Below are 15,119 nucleotides of genomic sequence, written 5' to 3' on the forward strand. Positions count from 1 at the left end.
CACGCTCCGCATCCGACGCTTCGGCCACCTGCCGGCCCGTCCCGCCGAGCCGGCCGGTGAACTCGCTTCGGGCTCATCCGCCGCTGAGCCGCGGGCGAGCGGGGACCGCGCCCCGCCGCCCGCGTGCCCTCAGCTCCTCGACAGCGTGCAGGTGTACGCGGACGTACCGGACCCGCTGTAGGCCTCGACGTCGAGGTAGTACGTTCCCGCCCCCGACGCCGTACGGGTGAAGGTGAGCGCCTCGTCGGTCCCGGCGCCGTCGTTCACGGAGCGTTCCAGCGTGCTGCCGGCGGAGTCGAGCCAGTAGACGTCCGCGTCGTAGGCGGCGGGCACGTCGCACTGCAGCGTGGCGGTCTCCCCGGACGCCAGGCCGACCTTGAAGTGGTCCCGGTCGCTGCTGGACCCCATGCTGCCGGTGATCGTCGCCGGGGAGGAGAGCGCGGTGGCGTCGTCGGCGGTGTCGCGGGTGTCGTTGGGCTCGCTCTCGGTCAGCGCGGTGCCGCTCTGCGCGCCGCAGTTCGTGACCGGCGTCCCGTTGTACAGGCTGGAATCGGGAACCCCGTTGGTGACACTGCGCAGGTAGTAGCCGCACGTCGGACGGTTGCGGAAGTCGAAGGTGGTGCCCGGCGTCAGCCGCCAGATCTTGAAGCCCGAGTAGGTCAACGGCTTGCGGTCGACAGCCTGTTCGGGCTGGTGGTCGGCCAGGACCACGTAGGCGTCCTTGCCGTACTGGGTGCCCATGCCGTTGCGGTCGATGTAGAGGGAGCCTCCGCCCTCCTCGACGCCGACACCCCAGGCCGCGCCACCGGTGGTGAGGCCGTCCTTCACGGCCCGGGCGAGGAAGGCCATCGTCCGTCCCATCCGGTCGCGGGCGACGAAGTGGGAGTCGTTGACGACGCCCGCGTAGTCGGCCCACTGGAACATGCCCGTCGTGAACGAGATGGCACGGTCGTAGGGGTTGGCGAGCGCCTCGGTGCTGGTGACGCTGCCGTTGCAGGCGTCGTACACCACCGGGCTGTTGATGTGGTGGCCGGCGCTGCCGCCGCCGGCGCCGCCGCCCTTGGCCACGACGGACTCGACGGACGCTTCGAGCGCGGTGCCCTTCCAGGCCGCGTACCTGCACTGGTCGCCGCCCGCGAAGTAGACGAACTCGGCGTTGCGGATGTCGGTGTTCACCTGGCTGTTGTTGCCGTCGTTCGCGGCGGTGAGCGTCCACGTCGTACAGGAGTTGACGCCGGTCAGGCCCATGATCGTGTCGCACTCCGGGGTCTTGCTGCCCGAGGTGGGGGAGGAACCGGCCAGGACGACCACGTCCAGGGTGCCGGTGTTCGCGCGGATGTCGTTCAGGGCCCGGGTCATGGAGGCCGGTACGACAGCGCCCGCGCCGTTCATCGTGAACGCCGGCCCGTTCCAGGAGCTGCGGCTGACGTCGGCGGAGCTGCCCAGACGGATGCGGTTGGCGGCGGCCTGAGCGGACTGGGGGACGGTCATCGGCAGGACCACGGCCAGCAGGGACGCTGCCGTGAGCCCGACTCTGAGTGAGGGGCGGGAGTTCATGAGGGCTCCGTTTCGAAGGGGGTGCTCGGGTTGGTAGCGGAAGATACAAGTCAGTGATGCCGTGCGGAAGATGTATGACGGAGGAAGGTGGGCGCGGGGCTTCGAGGCTGGGGAAAATCAACAGCGGAAACGTTTCTGACCAGGCACGATGAGCGTCAAAACAGTGGCGTCACATGAACGTTACGCGCGATACATCTAGCCATTCATTGGCTCGTTCTGTAACTTCGCTGCTGTGCTGCCGATGGCAGGAACACGACCATGCACTTCCCGCCCGGAACGACGATCGCCACCACCGCTGCCGGAGGCGCATCGAGAGGGCGGTGCGTTCCTTCGCGAAGGAGCGCAGGACGTCCTCCACTGCCTGGCCGAGGTCGCGAGGGAGGTGCGGCAGGGGGTGCGGAGCAGCAGGTGCTGGGTGCGGTGCACGAGGATCAACTCGCCGGCGGGGGTTGCAGTCCATGAGCGTGAAGTGCTGGAGCGGCTCGTACCGCTTGTCCTCCAGATCGAGGCGCTGGGCCCGTACGCCCGTGGCCGTCGCTCGTGGCCGTCCAGGCGAACAGTCGGTACCGGTCGAGACGGTGGATCCACTCCACGTCCGCACACTCCACGGCCGTGTCGCCCGGCAGGCGGCGGGCCGCTTCGGGGAACCCTCGGGGCAGCGCCGTTCCGTTGGCCGGGCGGACGGCGATGAGGCCGTCTGCCCACCGGCCGGCGAAGGTGCGGTATCCATCGACCGTCAGCTGCGCCGCCCACCCGGGAGGCAACGTCGGATCATCGACCGGGTGCAGCGCGCATCGGCTCGGGCAGCGACCAACTGGTCGAGGACGGGAGCATGATCGACGTCTTCCGCCACCTGGCGCCCACCGCCCTCCGCTCGCCCGGACGGTCGCCAGTGGGTGCTCGCGCTCGAAGGGGAACTCCGTGCGTGAGAACCCGGGCTATTCAGGGGATGAGGACTTTCGCCCAGGTCGGAGGGCTGATCGGTAGTTCAGGCATGCAAGGCATCACCTCGCGCGGAGCAGCATCAGGATCCGTCACCCGCCTTCTGTCCCGTAGTCCGGCTGGCCAGGCGGAACAGGACCCGGGCGTACACCAGGGTCGCCGCCGTGATGATCGTCGGGATGACCGCCAGCGCCAGTATGCCCACCAACGCCCGGGCTCCTACGGCCGGTTCGAAACGTCCTCGGTCGTCGTCCAGCAGGAACCGGTAGCCGAACCACGCCCACAGCACCAGGGACAGCAGCATCCACCCGACGGCCCACTTCTCGATCAGGTGCCCGTCCTTGCGGAGTTGGTCTGCGTCCGACGTCATCTGTCCCCCTGCCTCACTGGTGATCAGTGGCAAGTTCATCACACCGCGCACGTGTCGTACGGACACCGATCTGTGAGGTGTTCCGGTCGAAACACTTCCTGCACTCGCGCCCGGAGCGGGTGAGCGTGTCCATCAAGTGGCGCGGCCGAACCGCTTTCTGGTGCCATCGTTTGCCGGAGTGGCCGGGACGGCAGCCCGCCGCCGCGCCCCGGGCTCCTGGTCGGAGGCGGCACTGCGGTGCGCGATGCGTAGACCTTCCGAGCAGCGGAGCACCCCCGCCTCGGCGGGAAGGGCGAGATTGAGGGCTGTAGGTCATCGCTGGGGCTCCTCGGGCCCGGCAGGCCAGGTGGGTGGCGGCCTCGGGTCCTGAGGTGGCGCCCCCGACTCGGCCGCCCCCGCGAAGCCGCCCACCTGCTCACCCACCAACTCACAGCCCCCGCCGCCCTGTCCTCCCTTGCCGCGCGGCGCCGCCCTACGTCAGGCCGCCGCCGAAGACCCCTGGCTCGCGCCGCCGACGAACTACGCACCACCGGCGACCGCCCCGAGAAGCCGTAAGCAGGTCGAACGAAAGGAGTCCGGTCGTAGCCCTTTCAGGCCTCACGGGTGTGACGTTTTCTCGGAAGCCGGCGCTGTTCCCTATGAGTAAGGCCGCCCACCCGCAGGCGAGTTGAGCGGAATCTGAGATTTCGGGGTGGCGGTAGTGGCCAGTCCGGTTCACGCCATACACCGCGCGATTTGCGCCACAACGTCCGTGAATGCCCGCCGGACTTGTGAACATTCCCCCGTGTGTCCGCCCGGCAGAAGCGAACGTTTCCGGGCATAAGCGTTCCAAGAGCTGGAACTCATGATCAACACAGGGTTAGGTTCTTTCCCGCCCCGGCACCGAACAGCCGGGGGTGCGGGCACCGCCCCTTCTCCGACGCACACGGTTTCCAGGCCATCAGTGCACCGGCAGGCAGCGCCCGCACCGTCTTACCCAAAGGAACACGATAGTGAATCGTCGCCACCTGCGCATGGGTGCGATCTCGGCCTTGGCCGCCCTCACCCTCGGTGTCGCCGGCACCACGGCGGCCCAGGCCACCACCCACCGGGAGACGGCCCCTGCCACTTCCGTCGCCGAGGACATCGACCCGGCATTCGACCTCTCCACGCCCGGAGCCTGGGCCGACTACCTCGACACTCCTGAGGGCCAGGAGCTGCTGAAGGAAGAAGGCCTCACCAAGCAGGAGGCCCTCACCGCCGTCAGCGGTGACGGCTTCGCCGCCAAGGGCTTCCTGGACAAGCTGAAGAAGAAGGCTCTGAAGAAGGCTTTCAAGGCCCTGCCCGACTCCTGGCAGAAGAAGCTGACCGACTGGGCGAAGAAGGGCAAGGGCTACTTCAAGGAGAAGTGGAGCTCCCTCCCCGGCTGGGTCAAGAAGACCCTGACCCTGGGAGGCGCGATCTCCGCGAAGACCGCCATCGAATGGATCATCGACCTCATCCTGTGACCTCCCTGATCACCCGATGAAGCCCTTCCCCGGGGGCTGAGAAACCCTCACCTGCGCCCCACGGTCAGTCCCCCTGCCGTGGGGCGCACCCATGCCGACCCTCGACACACCGCGGAGGCATCCCCTCATGACACACACCGAAAGTGCGAAGCCCGTACGGACCTTCGGCCCGGCTCAGTACATCGCCCCCTACCTGCTGCTCATCATCGGCAACGCAGGAGTGCAGCACGCACCCGCAAGCGAACGCCCCATCCTGTTCTGGCTCTTCACCGCCATCGCCGCGCTCGGCGCCCTGTCCGCCGGCGTACGCATCAACCGCATGTGGAGAACCCACCGCCGCCGCACCCTGCCCGCCTGGACCCGTTTCCTCGGACTGCTGCTGGCCCTGTACGGGCTGTACGTCGCCTACCGCGTCATCGCCGGCGTCAACGGATGAGGACACTGCGGGAGCCGGACGCCGGGAGGGGGAGTGACCGGCCTCCGAGTGTGCGGTTGGGTCGCCGTCGCCGCGGTCGGTCAGACTGAGTGTCCCTGCGACCGCAGCCAGCGGTGCACGGTGTCCTTGTCCGCCGGTGTGATCCGCACGTCGCTTTCGACGTGCGGGCCCTCATCCTCGTTGAACGCCGTGTCCGTGACGCGTGCGGTGACCCACGTGGCCAGGTCTTGTGCGGCCGGTTCGGGGAGGGAGCCCTGTTCCCAACCGGCACGGGCCTCGCCGGCGGCGTCGTGATCGTGATGCTCGGTCTCGGCCAGCCATGCCCTCACCAGCCGTTCCACTGTCCCGCGCTGCTGGTCGTCGATCTGCTGCCTGTCGTTGTCGTCCATGCCGTCCCGAGTGCCCACCCCTGCTGCCGCCTCCCCTGTGCACTCCGGATGTTCCCCGACGCTGCATTCCGCCCTGCCGCCATCGGACCCCTGCACCGGGCACGCAGCGCGTCAGCTGCCCTCCAAGGCGGCCGCTACCGCGCACTGGCGATCTCCGCCCCGATCGTCGTCATGCGGGATCCCCCCACCACTGCCGCCCGTGCTTGACGGGGCGGATACGAGTGCGGCCCGACCTTCGCAGGCGGGGGCGGCTGCCGTGGGGCGGGAGGAGTCGGGGCAGGCCGCCCTCGGCGGGAAGTGATCGTGACCTGATCGGCCCTCCGGTCGGAGCGGACCGGTGGAGAGGGAAGGCGGGCGAGGCCTCGCGGCCGGGCCCCGGTGCCGGTGATTCACCCCCGGGGCCGGGCGCCGGGCCCCAGCCGGGCGGTCACGTCCCTGGAAGTGAGGGCGGAATGTCCCTCGGAGCACTCGACGACGACGCGGACCGGCGTGCCGCATGCGGTGTGGCGGACGTCCAGTACCGGGCCCTCGTCGTCGAGGGCGTATCTCTCGCCCCACTGGCTCAGGGCCATCAGCACGGGCCACAGGTCCCAGCCCTTGCGGGTCAGCCGGTACTCGTTGCGGGAGCGGGTGCCCGGCTCCCGGTACGGGACGGTCTCCAGGACGCCGGCCGCGATCAGCTTGCGGAGGCGGTCGCTCAGCACGGCCTCCGACAGGCCGATGTGGCGGTGGAAGTCGTCGAACCGGCGGACTCCGTTGACGGCGTCCCGCAGGATCAGCAACGTCCACTTCTCGCCGACCACGTCGAGCGTGCGCTGGACGGGGCAGTTCTCCGTGCTCGCCTCAAGCCACTCCATCCCTCCATCGTAGAGCCCTGACTTCGTCATTGACAGTCAGGCGAGTGGGAGGCTAGCTTCACTTGCAAAAGTCAGAGGGGAAGGCACAGGGCCGTGGGGCGAATACGCACGTACCAATGGGAGGATCCCGCGATCCTGGCGGAGGCCGCCGGACGCATGGCCGGCATCGACTTCCTGCGCCTGCTGCAGGAGGGACGGCTTCCCGGACCGCCCGTCAGTCGCACCGTCGACTTCAGCCTGGACGAGGTGGAACCGGGCAGGGCCGTCTTCAGCCTGACGCCGGGGGAGGAGCACTACAATCCGATCGGCAGTGTGCACGGCGGCATCTTCGCCACCCTGCTCGACTCGGCCGCGGGATGCGCGGTGCAGAGCGTCCTCCCGCAGGGCATGGCGTACACCTCACTCGACCTGACGGTGAAGTTCCTGCGCCGCATCACCGTGGAGACGGGCACGGTGCGCGCCATCGGCACCGTGATCAACCAGGGCCGGCAGACCGCTTTTGCGCAGGCGCAGTTGCTCGACGCGAAGGACCGTCTGCTCGCCCACGCCACCAGTAGCTGCTTGCTCTTCCCGGTGCCTGACTCCGGGCGGTGAGCCCGGGCGCTTCGCAGGGTGTCGCGTGTGCCGCCGGCCAGGTGGATCTTCGTGATCAGCCCGCCGCGGGACCGGCCGATCGCCTCGCCCGGCCAGAGCCCCCTTCTCGCGCCCCGGCCGTGTGTTGGTGGGCCCGCACGGTCGTGGAGTCGACGCATGCCACGGTCCAATCGACGGCGCCGACGGCGTCGGAGTGCTGTTGGACGGCATTGCGGGGTCACAGCGCGCGGCGCATGCAGGCCCGCGGCCACCGGTCCAGGCCGTGTGCTGCCTCGCGTTCGCGGATCTTCCGTAGGCCGGGAGTGAGCTTGTTGCGGTCCACGAGTTGAAAGCCACAGCGGGCGTAGTAGGGGGCGTTCCAAGGGACTTGGGTGAACGTGGTGAGAGTCAGGGCCGGCGCCCCCTCGCTTCTGGCGTGGTCCGCCAGATGGTCCAGCAGTAGCCGGCCGACACCGCGACGCGCGCTGTCGGGGTGCACCGAGACCTGCTCGACGTGCAGGTTGCCGTCGACGCGGTCGGCGATCAGGTAGGCGATCGGGGCGTCGACGTCGTCGGTCACGACCCAGGCCAGCCCCGTGTGGTGGTATCGGGCGAGCTCATCGAGCGAGAGCGGCTCATCCTCGGCGATTTCCGGCATGCCGACATCTCGGAAGCACTGCCCGGCGGCCCTCTCGATGTCTCGGAGGACGGGCAGTTCGTCCAGGCGCACGGCTCGAATGGGCATGGACGCATTCTCCACGGCACGCCGGATGGCACCCACTGATTAAGCGTCCCAGGTGACGGTCCACCGGCGTGGCTGCGTGGCGCAGGGAGCCCGCATCGACCGGCCGGCCTCGCACCAATGCCGGCGGTCACAACGCGACGACCCTGCCTGACGCGGCACTTGCCCTTCATTCGCCGAAGGCGGGCACCGGGGCGACGTCGATGTCGGTGCGGACGCCGGTGGTCCCGACGGGGTGTCGTCACCGTCCGGCAGCTTCCCGGGCGACATCGATGACCAACTGCTCGGTGAGGGCGCGGCCGGCGGCCTGGGAGAGGGGGGTGCTGCGGCCGGTGTACTTCAGGTGACCGGCGCGGCACTCCTTCGGTGCCGGCCGCCGGCGGTGGTCCCCTGCAGACGGCGGGCCCGGGGCGACCAGCCGCGTGCTTCACGTCGACCGTCATGTGACACGGCTCCTTCGCAGCGTCATGTCCTGCCTGTCGACAGACCAGCGATTCCCCAGGCTCCTGCCGGCGGGCGGACCGCCGGTGCGCCGCCTCAACCGGATAGCTCATCCGTATTGTGTGCTACCGTCCGAGGCTAAGCGGATGATCTATCCGATTTGCTGCCCGGGGTGGAGGAGCGCATGAAGAAGACAGCAGTGATCACGGCCGGAACAGGGGGCATCGGCCTGGAGACGGCGTTGGGGCTGGCCGTCGCCGGGTTCGCCGTCACGGTGATCGGGCGCGACGCCGAACGGGGAGCCGAGGCCCTCGAGCGGATCAACGCGACGGGCCCGTTGCACCCGGCCCGCTTCTTGTCCGCGGACCTCGCCTCGCTCGACCAGGTGCGTGCGCTCGCCCGCAGGATCGCGGCCGACCACGCCGCCTCGGAGGAACCGCTGACGGTGCTGGTCAACAACGTCGGGGCGATGTTCGCCGAGCGCCAGACCCGGGGCGGTGTCGAGGCGTCGTTCGTCGTCAACCACCTCTCGCCCTACCTGCTGACCGAACTGCTGCTACCCACTCTCACGGCCGGTGCGCCGAGCAGGATCGTGAACGTGACGTCGGGCGCAGTCGCCCTGGCCAAGCGGGTGTTCGACGCCATCGAGCCGCCGGGCGGCTACTACGGCTTCCACTGGTACGGTCGCGCCAAGCTCGCCAACCTGGCCTACACCCTGGACCTGGCAGCGCGGCTGGACGGCACGGGCGTCTCCGTCTTCGCCGCCGACCCCGGAGGGGCCGCGACCGACATGACCAACGGCACCATGACCGATCCGAAGATCGTCTCGCCCGCCCTGCGACTGCTGTGGCCCCTGGTGCGCCGCACATTCGAACGCTCGACCTCGGGTCCGGCATCCGCGGCAGCCAGGCCCTCCATCACGGCCGCCACCTCCGACGCACTGACCGGCCGAACCGGCCTCGTCATCGGTGCCCAGGCGCACCCGGTCGCCCCGCACCGCGCGGCGGCCGACCCCCGCGTCGCCGAAGCCGTACGCCGACTCAGCGAACGGCACGCCCCGCTCGCCCTCGCCTGACGCGTCATACGCGCGGCGGGGCGGCCACCGGGCGGGCGGCGGAACTATCCGGATGAGCCATCCGATTAGCATGGGCCCCATGACGACGCCTCTACGCAAGGACGCGGCCCGCAACTGGCAGCGGATCGTCTCCGTCGCCCGCGACCTGGTCGACGAGGGCACGCCCCTGCAGCTCAACGACGTCGCACGCCGGGCCGGACTGGGGGTCGGCACCGTCTACCGGCACTTCGCCACGCCCGACGCGCTGCTGGAGACCGTCGCCGCCCCATGCCTGGAGGCTCTCGCCGCCCACGGCCGGCAGGCGCTGACCGATGCCGACCCCTGGCGAAGCCTCACAGGCTTCCTCTTCCACACCGTCGAGGCGCAGGTCACCGACGCCGCCCTGCCCCCCGTCGCCGCCGCGGCCACGAACGCCGTGCCTCGCACCACGGAACTCAAGGAGTCGATCGCGTCGGCCGGTGCCACCCTCCTCGCCCGTGCCCGCGATGCCGGAGTGGTCCGCCCCGACCTCACCGCCGCCGACCTCGTCCCGCTCATGTGCGGCATCGCCCACGCCGTGAGTGTCCACGGCGGCGCCCCCGCCGACCGGGTCGACACCGCACACCGCTACCTCGCCGCCCTCCTCGAAGGCTTGCGCACGACACCACCGAGCGCGTAAGCGACCCGCTCCCGGGTGCACCGGCGGAACCCCGGACGTGCACACGCACGGGACCTGAACTGCACACGAGCCACGATTACATGAGCATGGATCACGCTACGGTGAAGTCGGTCGCCTTGGTGGCCGGCGTTGTACCGCCGTCTTCAACTCCGGACTGATCAGCGCCAGTCCATGAGCCATGCCGAAGGCGAGAGGCCGGCAACTGCCGTCGATCAGGGCTGGACCGCAGGGCTGTTGACGCGAGGAGTGACGTCGGGATTCGCCGATCACGCGTACGTGTGCAGTTCCTCGACGGTGAAGTCGAAGGCAGCCTTGCGCTCGCCGACCGCGCCGGCCGATAGCCTCAGCCCTGAACACAGCGAACGGAGAGCAGACATGGGCGCCCGCCTGGACCCCACACCGGCCATGCGCCGCTACCGCGTCGAGGTGAACAGCCGAGGCTTCACCCTCTCGCGCACACTCGCCGGCCCGGCCACCCGGATCACCCGGTTCGTCGCGGCGCTGCCTCCTGCCGACCTGGACGCGATCCTGGCCGCCCTCGACCAGGTCACCGAAGACGACGCGTGGAGGAGGTGGGCGTCGGACGGGCGCCCCGCCGAGCCGGACACGTCTTGGACCGCCGACCCGCACGGCGACGGCGAGGCCGCAGACCCCGTCTGGAGCGTGCTGCGCCAGATCGACCAACTGACCATCAGCGGCCCGTGGATCGTCCGCTTCGAGCAGGGCCTGTGGTCGGCCCGGATCGCCTACAGCGACACCGAGTCACTGCGTCGAGCCCTCACCGCCGCCGTCTGACCCACGAAACGGAGCGCACGGGTCGCTCGTGCCGGTGCGAGGTGTTCCGAGGAGGAGCAGTGGCGGTAGCGGGGAACGGTTGGGCGGGCATGGGCTGGGACTGGTCGGATGCGGGCGAGATCCGTCGGCGCCTGGAGCGGGGAGCTGATCCGGAGAGCTGGAACGGAAGCCGGCCCCTGCACCGGGCAGCGGTGTTCGGCTCCCCGGAGGCGGTTGCGGAACTGGCCTGCCGGGTGGCGGACGTGGACGCGCTGGAGGACGGGGTGACGGCCCTGTGGGAAGCCGTCCTGTCGCGGAAGGCGGCCAACGCGCGAGCGCTCGCTGCTGCCGGGGCCGACCCCTGGCGGCCGCTGCTCGGCGGCTGGTCGCCGGGGCGGCTGAGCCTGGCCGGACCGACGCCCGATCTCTTTCCGGTGCCGGACGGGGTGTCCCTGAGCGCCATCGAGCGGGCGGCCGCGCAGGAGGCCCACCGGCTCACCGCGGCGCTGGGTGAGTTCTACGACGAGGGCATGGGCCTGGCTTGCGTGGCGGGTATCGACGCGGGCGAGGCGGTGCGCCGTCTTGAGGCGACGCCGGTGGTGGACGACGGCCTCCTTCAGATGCTGGACGAGCTGCTGGAGGAGCCGTACGCCTACGACATGGACGACAGCCTGCAGATCGTCGGGGTGACGTCCGTGCCGGGCGGCTGCGTCGTCACCCAGCCGTGGGGATACGCGCCGCAGATGCCGGGCGTGCTGGCCCGGCTGTCCGCGGGCACCGTCTGCTACGGCCTCTACGCCAATCCCAAGAGCGGCAACCAGGGCAGCATCGCCCGGCACGGAATCATCGAGGGCTCAGACCTGCACCCCGGCGGGGGACCGGAGGAGGACGACACCGCCGAGCAGGTCCTCGCCTCCTACCTCTACCACCTCGAACCCGTCGCCTACGCCTGCGCCTTCGCAGGCCTTCGTCTTGCCGACCGGCGCGCGGTCACCGGGCCGCCTGATGCGTGGGTCGAACTGCCCCGCGGCGACTACTGGAATCTGTGACGTCAGGAGCTGTCATGACGGAGCTGTCATGACGGTCGTGGGCGGCCGCGCCCCGGACGCCCACCGTCCCGGCCGTGCGGGCGTGCGCGGCCCTTTCCCGACCCCGGCGCAGGCGGTGCAGCGGCTGGCCGGGGATCCGCAGCGCGCCGGGACGCGAGCACTGGTCGTGTCGGCGGCTGGCGTGCCGAGGCGAGGAGATGCCAGCGGATCCACACCGCGACCGACCCGGTCGCGGTCGCCGCGGCGGCGGCCCTGCGCACGATGCGGGAGACCGCCCGCATCCCGACGAGGACGAACTGGCCGACGTGGACCGATGCCCCCGGGGGCCACGCCTCCAGAGGCCGGGACGGCCTGCCGGTGAACGTGACGGGCCCCTACCGGCCCGGGCCCCTACGGGGCTCCCGGGAGTTGGTCAGGACGACAGGCGTCGCCGGCCCGTGGACAAGGACCGGCTGTAGGCTGCCCGTTCATGACACGCCGGCTGGATCACTGGGAGCTGCGAACCGCGATCAGCCACGGGTCGTTCGCGCTGTTCGACAGGGACACGGACACCGATTGGCCGGAGCCGCGGGTCGGCGTCCTGCGGGTCGCACCCGGCCAGGTGCACGTCGAGTGCCCGCACGGCGTCACGTTCGTGCGCCTGTGCCTGGAGAGCTGGAGCACCGAGCCCCCTGCCCGCTCGGAGGAGTGGAGCGGGATCCAGGAGACGGAGATCGCCCTTGCGCATGCGGAACTGTCCTTGCGCCTAGTGGACGGGGGCTCACTGGACACGGACCTGATGCTTCCCTCCTCCGGCCGGTACCGGATGCGGCTGCTGTGGGTGGTGAGCCCGGAGTCGAGTTGCTGGTCGCGAGACCGTGAGTCGCCGCCCGGTCCGCTTCCCGTGCCCTCGGGCCACGCTGACGCCTTGGCGGATGTGGATGCGTTCTACCTTGCCCAGTTCTGGCGTACTTCCCGCACCCTCTGAGCAAGCCGCTCACGGCTCCCGAAGCGGCTTACACAGGCCGCGAACCTCCGCTGCCACATCAGGGGGTGGGCCGTCGTCGAAGACGGCCGCGGCGGTTTTGAGGTGGCCTCCGCAGTTCGGCGGGTAGCGCGAGCGCGACCGGATCGACGCCGGCATCGCGCACCTGATGGAGACGCCCGATGCATTCCACGTCCTGATCAGACCCAAGCGCCGACACCGGGCGGAGCTGCCCACGGCCCCGCAACCGTCGGCGCGGTCGGCCTGGTGCTGTGATCTGGGTCTCAGCCGGTTGCCCCTGACGTCAATGTCAGAGGTGAGGATGGTGACAACGCCCGGAATCACCGGGTCGGTCCTATGAGGGGCGGCGGAAAATGGGTCAGGCGTGGGGTTTCGGCAGGTATGGCGGGCCCGAGGTGCAGGAGTTCTTCGATCGTCCCGATCCGGTCCCCGGTCGCGGCGAGGTGCTGATCCAGGTCGACGTGGCCGGCGTGAATCCCCTCGACCACCTGCTGCGCTCGGGTCTGGTCGACGGGCTGGACGGCGGGCGTCCGTTCCCCCGCGTGCTGGGCATGGAGGCAGCCGGAACCGTTCTCGCCCGGGGCGAGGACGTCAGCGGGCTCGACGTGGGTGATGCGGTGTTCGGCTTCGCACTGACCGGTGGTGGCACCTACGCCGGGACGACGGTGCTGTCCGCGGCGAACACCGCCCGCATTCCGGAGGGTCTGTCCGCGACCGTGGCGGCAACGCTGCCGGTAGCCGGGACGACCGCGGTGGACGTGCTCGATCAGCTCAGCCTCCCGGCCGGTGCGACGGTCCTGGTCAACGGGGTCGGGGGCGGGGTCGGCCTCGCCGTCGCCCGGCTGGCCACCGGGCGCGAGCTGCGTGTGATCGGCACCGGCAGTACTGCCAAACGCGAGCACGCCGAGGCCGTCGGGGTGCGGTTCATCGACTACACCGCCGAGGACGTCGTCGCCGCGGCACACGAGCTGGTTCCGGACGGCTTCGACGGGATCGTCGACCTGGTCGGAGGCACCTCGCTGCGGATGGTCGCTCCGCTGGCCCGGGATCCGCGCAATGTCATCGCTGTGGGTGATGTGTCTGTGCCCGAACTCGGTGGGCGCTTCGTCGAGCGTCGCGTCGACCGCGAGAACCTGGAGCGGTCGGCCCGGCTGGCCCTCGACGGACTCCTCGCACCCGTGATCACCGCGGTCCATCCACTCTCCGACGCCCCGGCCGCCCTCGCCGCCGTCGAGAGCGGTCACACCTCGGGCAAGGTGGTCATCAAGGTGGCATGAGAAGTGCCCGGCCGCTGACGCTGACGCTGTCGACCGTCGCTCGCCGTCCGTGTCACCGGCGGGGAGTCACGAGCGGCCAAGGCCGGATGAGCACCGGCCGGTACGTGCCCCGGTGCCCGGGTCAGAACGCCGTGTGCGCGAACCAGCGGTCCAGGAGCCCGGTGTTGCCCGATACCTCGAATGCCGGCTCCCGGTGGGACCGGCGGCCGTAGAGGAGCAGCAGGAGGTCTGCGGCCGGAGCCCGGACGGCCGCGGAGTCCGCCGTCCCGGGGCCGCTCGCGGCGCCCGGCACCGGCCGGAAGCCGTCCGGCTCCAGCCGCACCCGCCACTCCTCGCCGGCCGCGCCGGTGGCGTCCGTGCTCCCGAACGCGAGGACCTCGCCGTCGCCGCGCAGTTCGCTCACACCCGGGGCGAAGAGTCCCGCGTAGGGGAGGTTGACCAAGAACTCGTCGACGCCGTCCGCGGCCAGCTCCGGGTCGACATCGGCGTCCCGGCCGACGGCACGCTCCGCGTCCACCCGGTGCACCAGCGTCTCGAACAGCATCCTGCGGGCCCAGAACCGCGCGTGCGGGTCGGCGCCCCAGGTCCACATCGCCGCCCCGGGATCGGTGCCCCGCAGCACAGCCGCCGACCGCACCACCCTCGTCCCGCCGGCTCGCTGACAGAACCGATTGATGTCACCCCGCGCCCGGCGGGAGGTGGGAGGCAACGGTCAGCCTTACGCCGGCCTGCCGCCCTGGCCAATGGCCTCAGCTCTCAACACAGCGAACGGGGAGGAGACATGGGTGCCCGCCTAGGACGTTTCCTCCGGATCAGTGACGGGAGTACAGGCGGTTGGCGAGCCGATACCCGGTGGGGATGGGGGCCCTACGTGTTCGAGCGAGGCATACGATGCCTGCCGTGGATGCCTCACACGACAACTTGCGGTGCGGGCTCTGTGGGCAGGTTATGGATGCCCAGCACGAGCAGAACCACGAGGGACCGGTGGTCAGCGCTGGCAGGAGCATGGAGTACGTCGTAATCGAACTGCGTGGAGCAACTGCTCATTGCCAAGCCGTCGATGAGCCGTCTCGAATGTTCAAGACCGGGGCCGACGTGCTGGCGGAGCAATTGGGGATTGCCCTGCCCGATCTCCTTGGCTGCCACTACACGTGCTGGGAGACGCCTGGGGAATACGGTGTCTTCCGGCGTGCCTTCGAACTGGTCTGACCTGTGACAGTGCGCCGGACGGTTTCAATTGGATCAGGCGATCTCGCCTGGGTCGTCGCGGTCGACTCCACCATCGTCCGGGCTCATCAGCACGTCGCCGGGGCCCGTTGAAAGGGGCGCCAGCCGGCGAGCCGGACCGTCATGCCCTCGGACGGTCCCGCGGCGGTCTGACCACGAAGATCCACCTCGCCGCGGACAGCCGCTGCCGTCCGCTCGCTTTCGTCCTCACGCCCGGGCAGGCAGGGGACGCCCCCGCCTTCGACCAGGTCATGGCCCGCCTGTGAGTGCAGCGACCGGT

16 protein-coding genes and 2 pseudogenes are annotated in these 15,119 nt (G+C 70.3%); 11 read left to right on the forward strand and 7 right to left on the reverse strand.

All coding sequences use genetic code 11. The features are described 5' to 3' along the window. Positions 1-129 precede the first annotated feature (129 nt). Positions 130-1,557, reverse strand: a complete 1,428-nt coding sequence (locus tag ACFYWG_RS23385) for a hypothetical protein (protein ID WP_383498619.1) — start codon at positions 1,555-1,557, stop codon at positions 130-132. A gap of 1,024 nt (positions 1,558-2,581) precedes the next feature. Further along, on the reverse strand, positions 2,582-2,869 hold the full coding sequence (locus tag ACFYWG_RS23390; protein ID WP_385415074.1) for a hypothetical protein: 288 nt from the start codon (positions 2,867-2,869) through the stop codon (positions 2,582-2,584). Positions 2,870-3,861: 992 nt separating this feature from the next. Here ACFYWG_RS23390 and ACFYWG_RS23395 point away from each other — a divergent pair. Both ACFYWG_RS23395 and ACFYWG_RS23400 read left to right on the forward strand, forming a co-directional pair. Continuing rightward, positions 3,862-4,356, forward strand: coding sequence for a hypothetical protein (locus tag ACFYWG_RS23395; protein ID WP_389203286.1), 495 nt, complete (start codon positions 3,862-3,864; stop codon positions 4,354-4,356). Between the two features lie 127 nt (positions 4,357-4,483). Beyond that, positions 4,484-4,792, forward strand: a complete 309-nt coding sequence (locus ACFYWG_RS23400; RefSeq protein ID WP_389203288.1) for a hypothetical protein — start codon at positions 4,484-4,486, stop codon at positions 4,790-4,792. A gap of 80 nt (positions 4,793-4,872) precedes the next feature. Here ACFYWG_RS23400 and ACFYWG_RS23405 read toward each other — a convergent pair whose 3' ends face one another. Next, positions 4,873-5,181 (reverse strand): hypothetical protein, encoded by a 309-nt coding sequence (locus ACFYWG_RS23405; RefSeq protein WP_383498605.1) that lies wholly within the window; start codon positions 5,179-5,181, stop codon positions 4,873-4,875. 389 nt (positions 5,182-5,570) lie between these two features. Further along, entirely contained in the window at positions 5,571-6,038 is a 468-nt protein-coding gene (locus tag ACFYWG_RS23410; RefSeq protein WP_389203291.1) for a winged helix-turn-helix transcriptional regulator, read from the reverse strand. Between the two features lie 93 nt (positions 6,039-6,131). On the opposite strand from ACFYWG_RS23410, the gene ACFYWG_RS23415 reads away from it, so the two are divergent. Further along, on the forward strand, positions 6,132-6,632 hold the full coding sequence (locus tag ACFYWG_RS23415; protein WP_389203293.1) for a PaaI family thioesterase: 501 nt from the start codon (positions 6,132-6,134) through the stop codon (positions 6,630-6,632). Positions 6,633-6,667: 35 nt separating this feature from the next. Here the strand turns inward: ACFYWG_RS23415 and ACFYWG_RS23420 are convergent. Continuing rightward, a pseudogene (locus ACFYWG_RS23420) lies at positions 6,668-6,837 on the reverse strand (IS5/IS1182 family transposase); the annotation flags it as partial. A 12-nt stretch (positions 6,838-6,849) separates the two neighbouring features. Further along, positions 6,850-7,356 carry a GNAT family N-acetyltransferase gene (locus ACFYWG_RS23425; RefSeq protein ID WP_376323988.1) on the reverse strand — a complete coding sequence of 169 codons (507 nt, stop codon included), beginning with the start codon at positions 7,354-7,356 and terminating at the stop codon, positions 6,850-6,852. A 622-nt stretch (positions 7,357-7,978) separates the two neighbouring features. Between ACFYWG_RS23425 and ACFYWG_RS23430 the strand changes: the two genes are divergently transcribed. The 6 genes from ACFYWG_RS23430 (at position 7,979) to ACFYWG_RS23455 (ending at position 13,612) form a co-directional block, all read left to right on the forward strand. Beyond that, a complete protein-coding gene (locus ACFYWG_RS23430; protein ID WP_389203295.1) occupies positions 7,979-8,869 on the forward strand; it encodes an SDR family NAD(P)-dependent oxidoreductase in 891 nt (296 codons plus the stop codon). Positions 8,870-8,948: 79 nt separating this feature from the next. Continuing rightward, positions 8,949-9,527 (forward strand): TetR/AcrR family transcriptional regulator, encoded by a 579-nt coding sequence (locus tag ACFYWG_RS23435; protein WP_389203297.1) that lies wholly within the window; start codon positions 8,949-8,951, stop codon positions 9,525-9,527. A gap of 375 nt (positions 9,528-9,902) precedes the next feature. Continuing rightward, positions 9,903-10,322: a hypothetical protein gene (locus tag ACFYWG_RS23440; protein ID WP_389203299.1), complete on the forward strand. Its 420-nt coding sequence runs from the start codon at positions 9,903-9,905 to the stop codon at positions 10,320-10,322. A gap of 59 nt (positions 10,323-10,381) precedes the next feature. Next, complete coding sequence (locus ACFYWG_RS23445; RefSeq protein ID WP_389203301.1) at positions 10,382-11,350, forward strand: ankyrin repeat domain-containing protein; 969 nt, start codon at positions 10,382-10,384, stop codon at positions 11,348-11,350. A gap of 469 nt (positions 11,351-11,819) precedes the next feature. Next, positions 11,820-12,317 (forward strand): hypothetical protein, encoded by a 498-nt coding sequence (locus ACFYWG_RS23450; RefSeq protein WP_389203303.1) that lies wholly within the window; start codon positions 11,820-11,822, stop codon positions 12,315-12,317. A gap of 371 nt (positions 12,318-12,688) precedes the next feature. Next, on the forward strand, positions 12,689-13,612 hold the full coding sequence (locus ACFYWG_RS23455) for an NADP-dependent oxidoreductase (RefSeq protein WP_389203305.1): 924 nt from the start codon (positions 12,689-12,691) through the stop codon (positions 13,610-13,612). 121 nt (positions 13,613-13,733) lie between these two features. Here the strand turns inward: ACFYWG_RS23455 and ACFYWG_RS23460 are convergent, their stop codons facing one another. Further along, positions 13,734-14,249: a maleylpyruvate isomerase N-terminal domain-containing protein gene (locus ACFYWG_RS23460; RefSeq protein ID WP_389203307.1), complete on the reverse strand. Its 516-nt coding sequence runs from the start codon at positions 14,247-14,249 to the stop codon at positions 13,734-13,736. Positions 14,250-14,617: 368 nt separating this feature from the next. On the opposite strand from ACFYWG_RS23460, the gene ACFYWG_RS23465 reads away from it, so the two are divergent. Next, on the forward strand, positions 14,618-14,821 hold the full coding sequence (locus ACFYWG_RS23465) for a hypothetical protein (protein WP_389203309.1): 204 nt from the start codon (positions 14,618-14,620) through the stop codon (positions 14,819-14,821). A gap of 60 nt (positions 14,822-14,881) precedes the next feature. Then, positions 14,882-15,069 (forward strand): annotated as a pseudogene (locus tag ACFYWG_RS23470) (IS5/IS1182 family transposase); the annotation flags it as partial. Positions 15,070-15,119: the final 50 nt, after the last annotated feature.

Origin of the sequence: Streptomyces sp. NPDC003456, assembly GCF_042878735.1 — a bacterium.
In the GTDB taxonomy this organism is placed as follows: domain Bacteria; phylum Actinomycetota; class Actinomycetes; order Streptomycetales; family Streptomycetaceae; genus Streptomyces.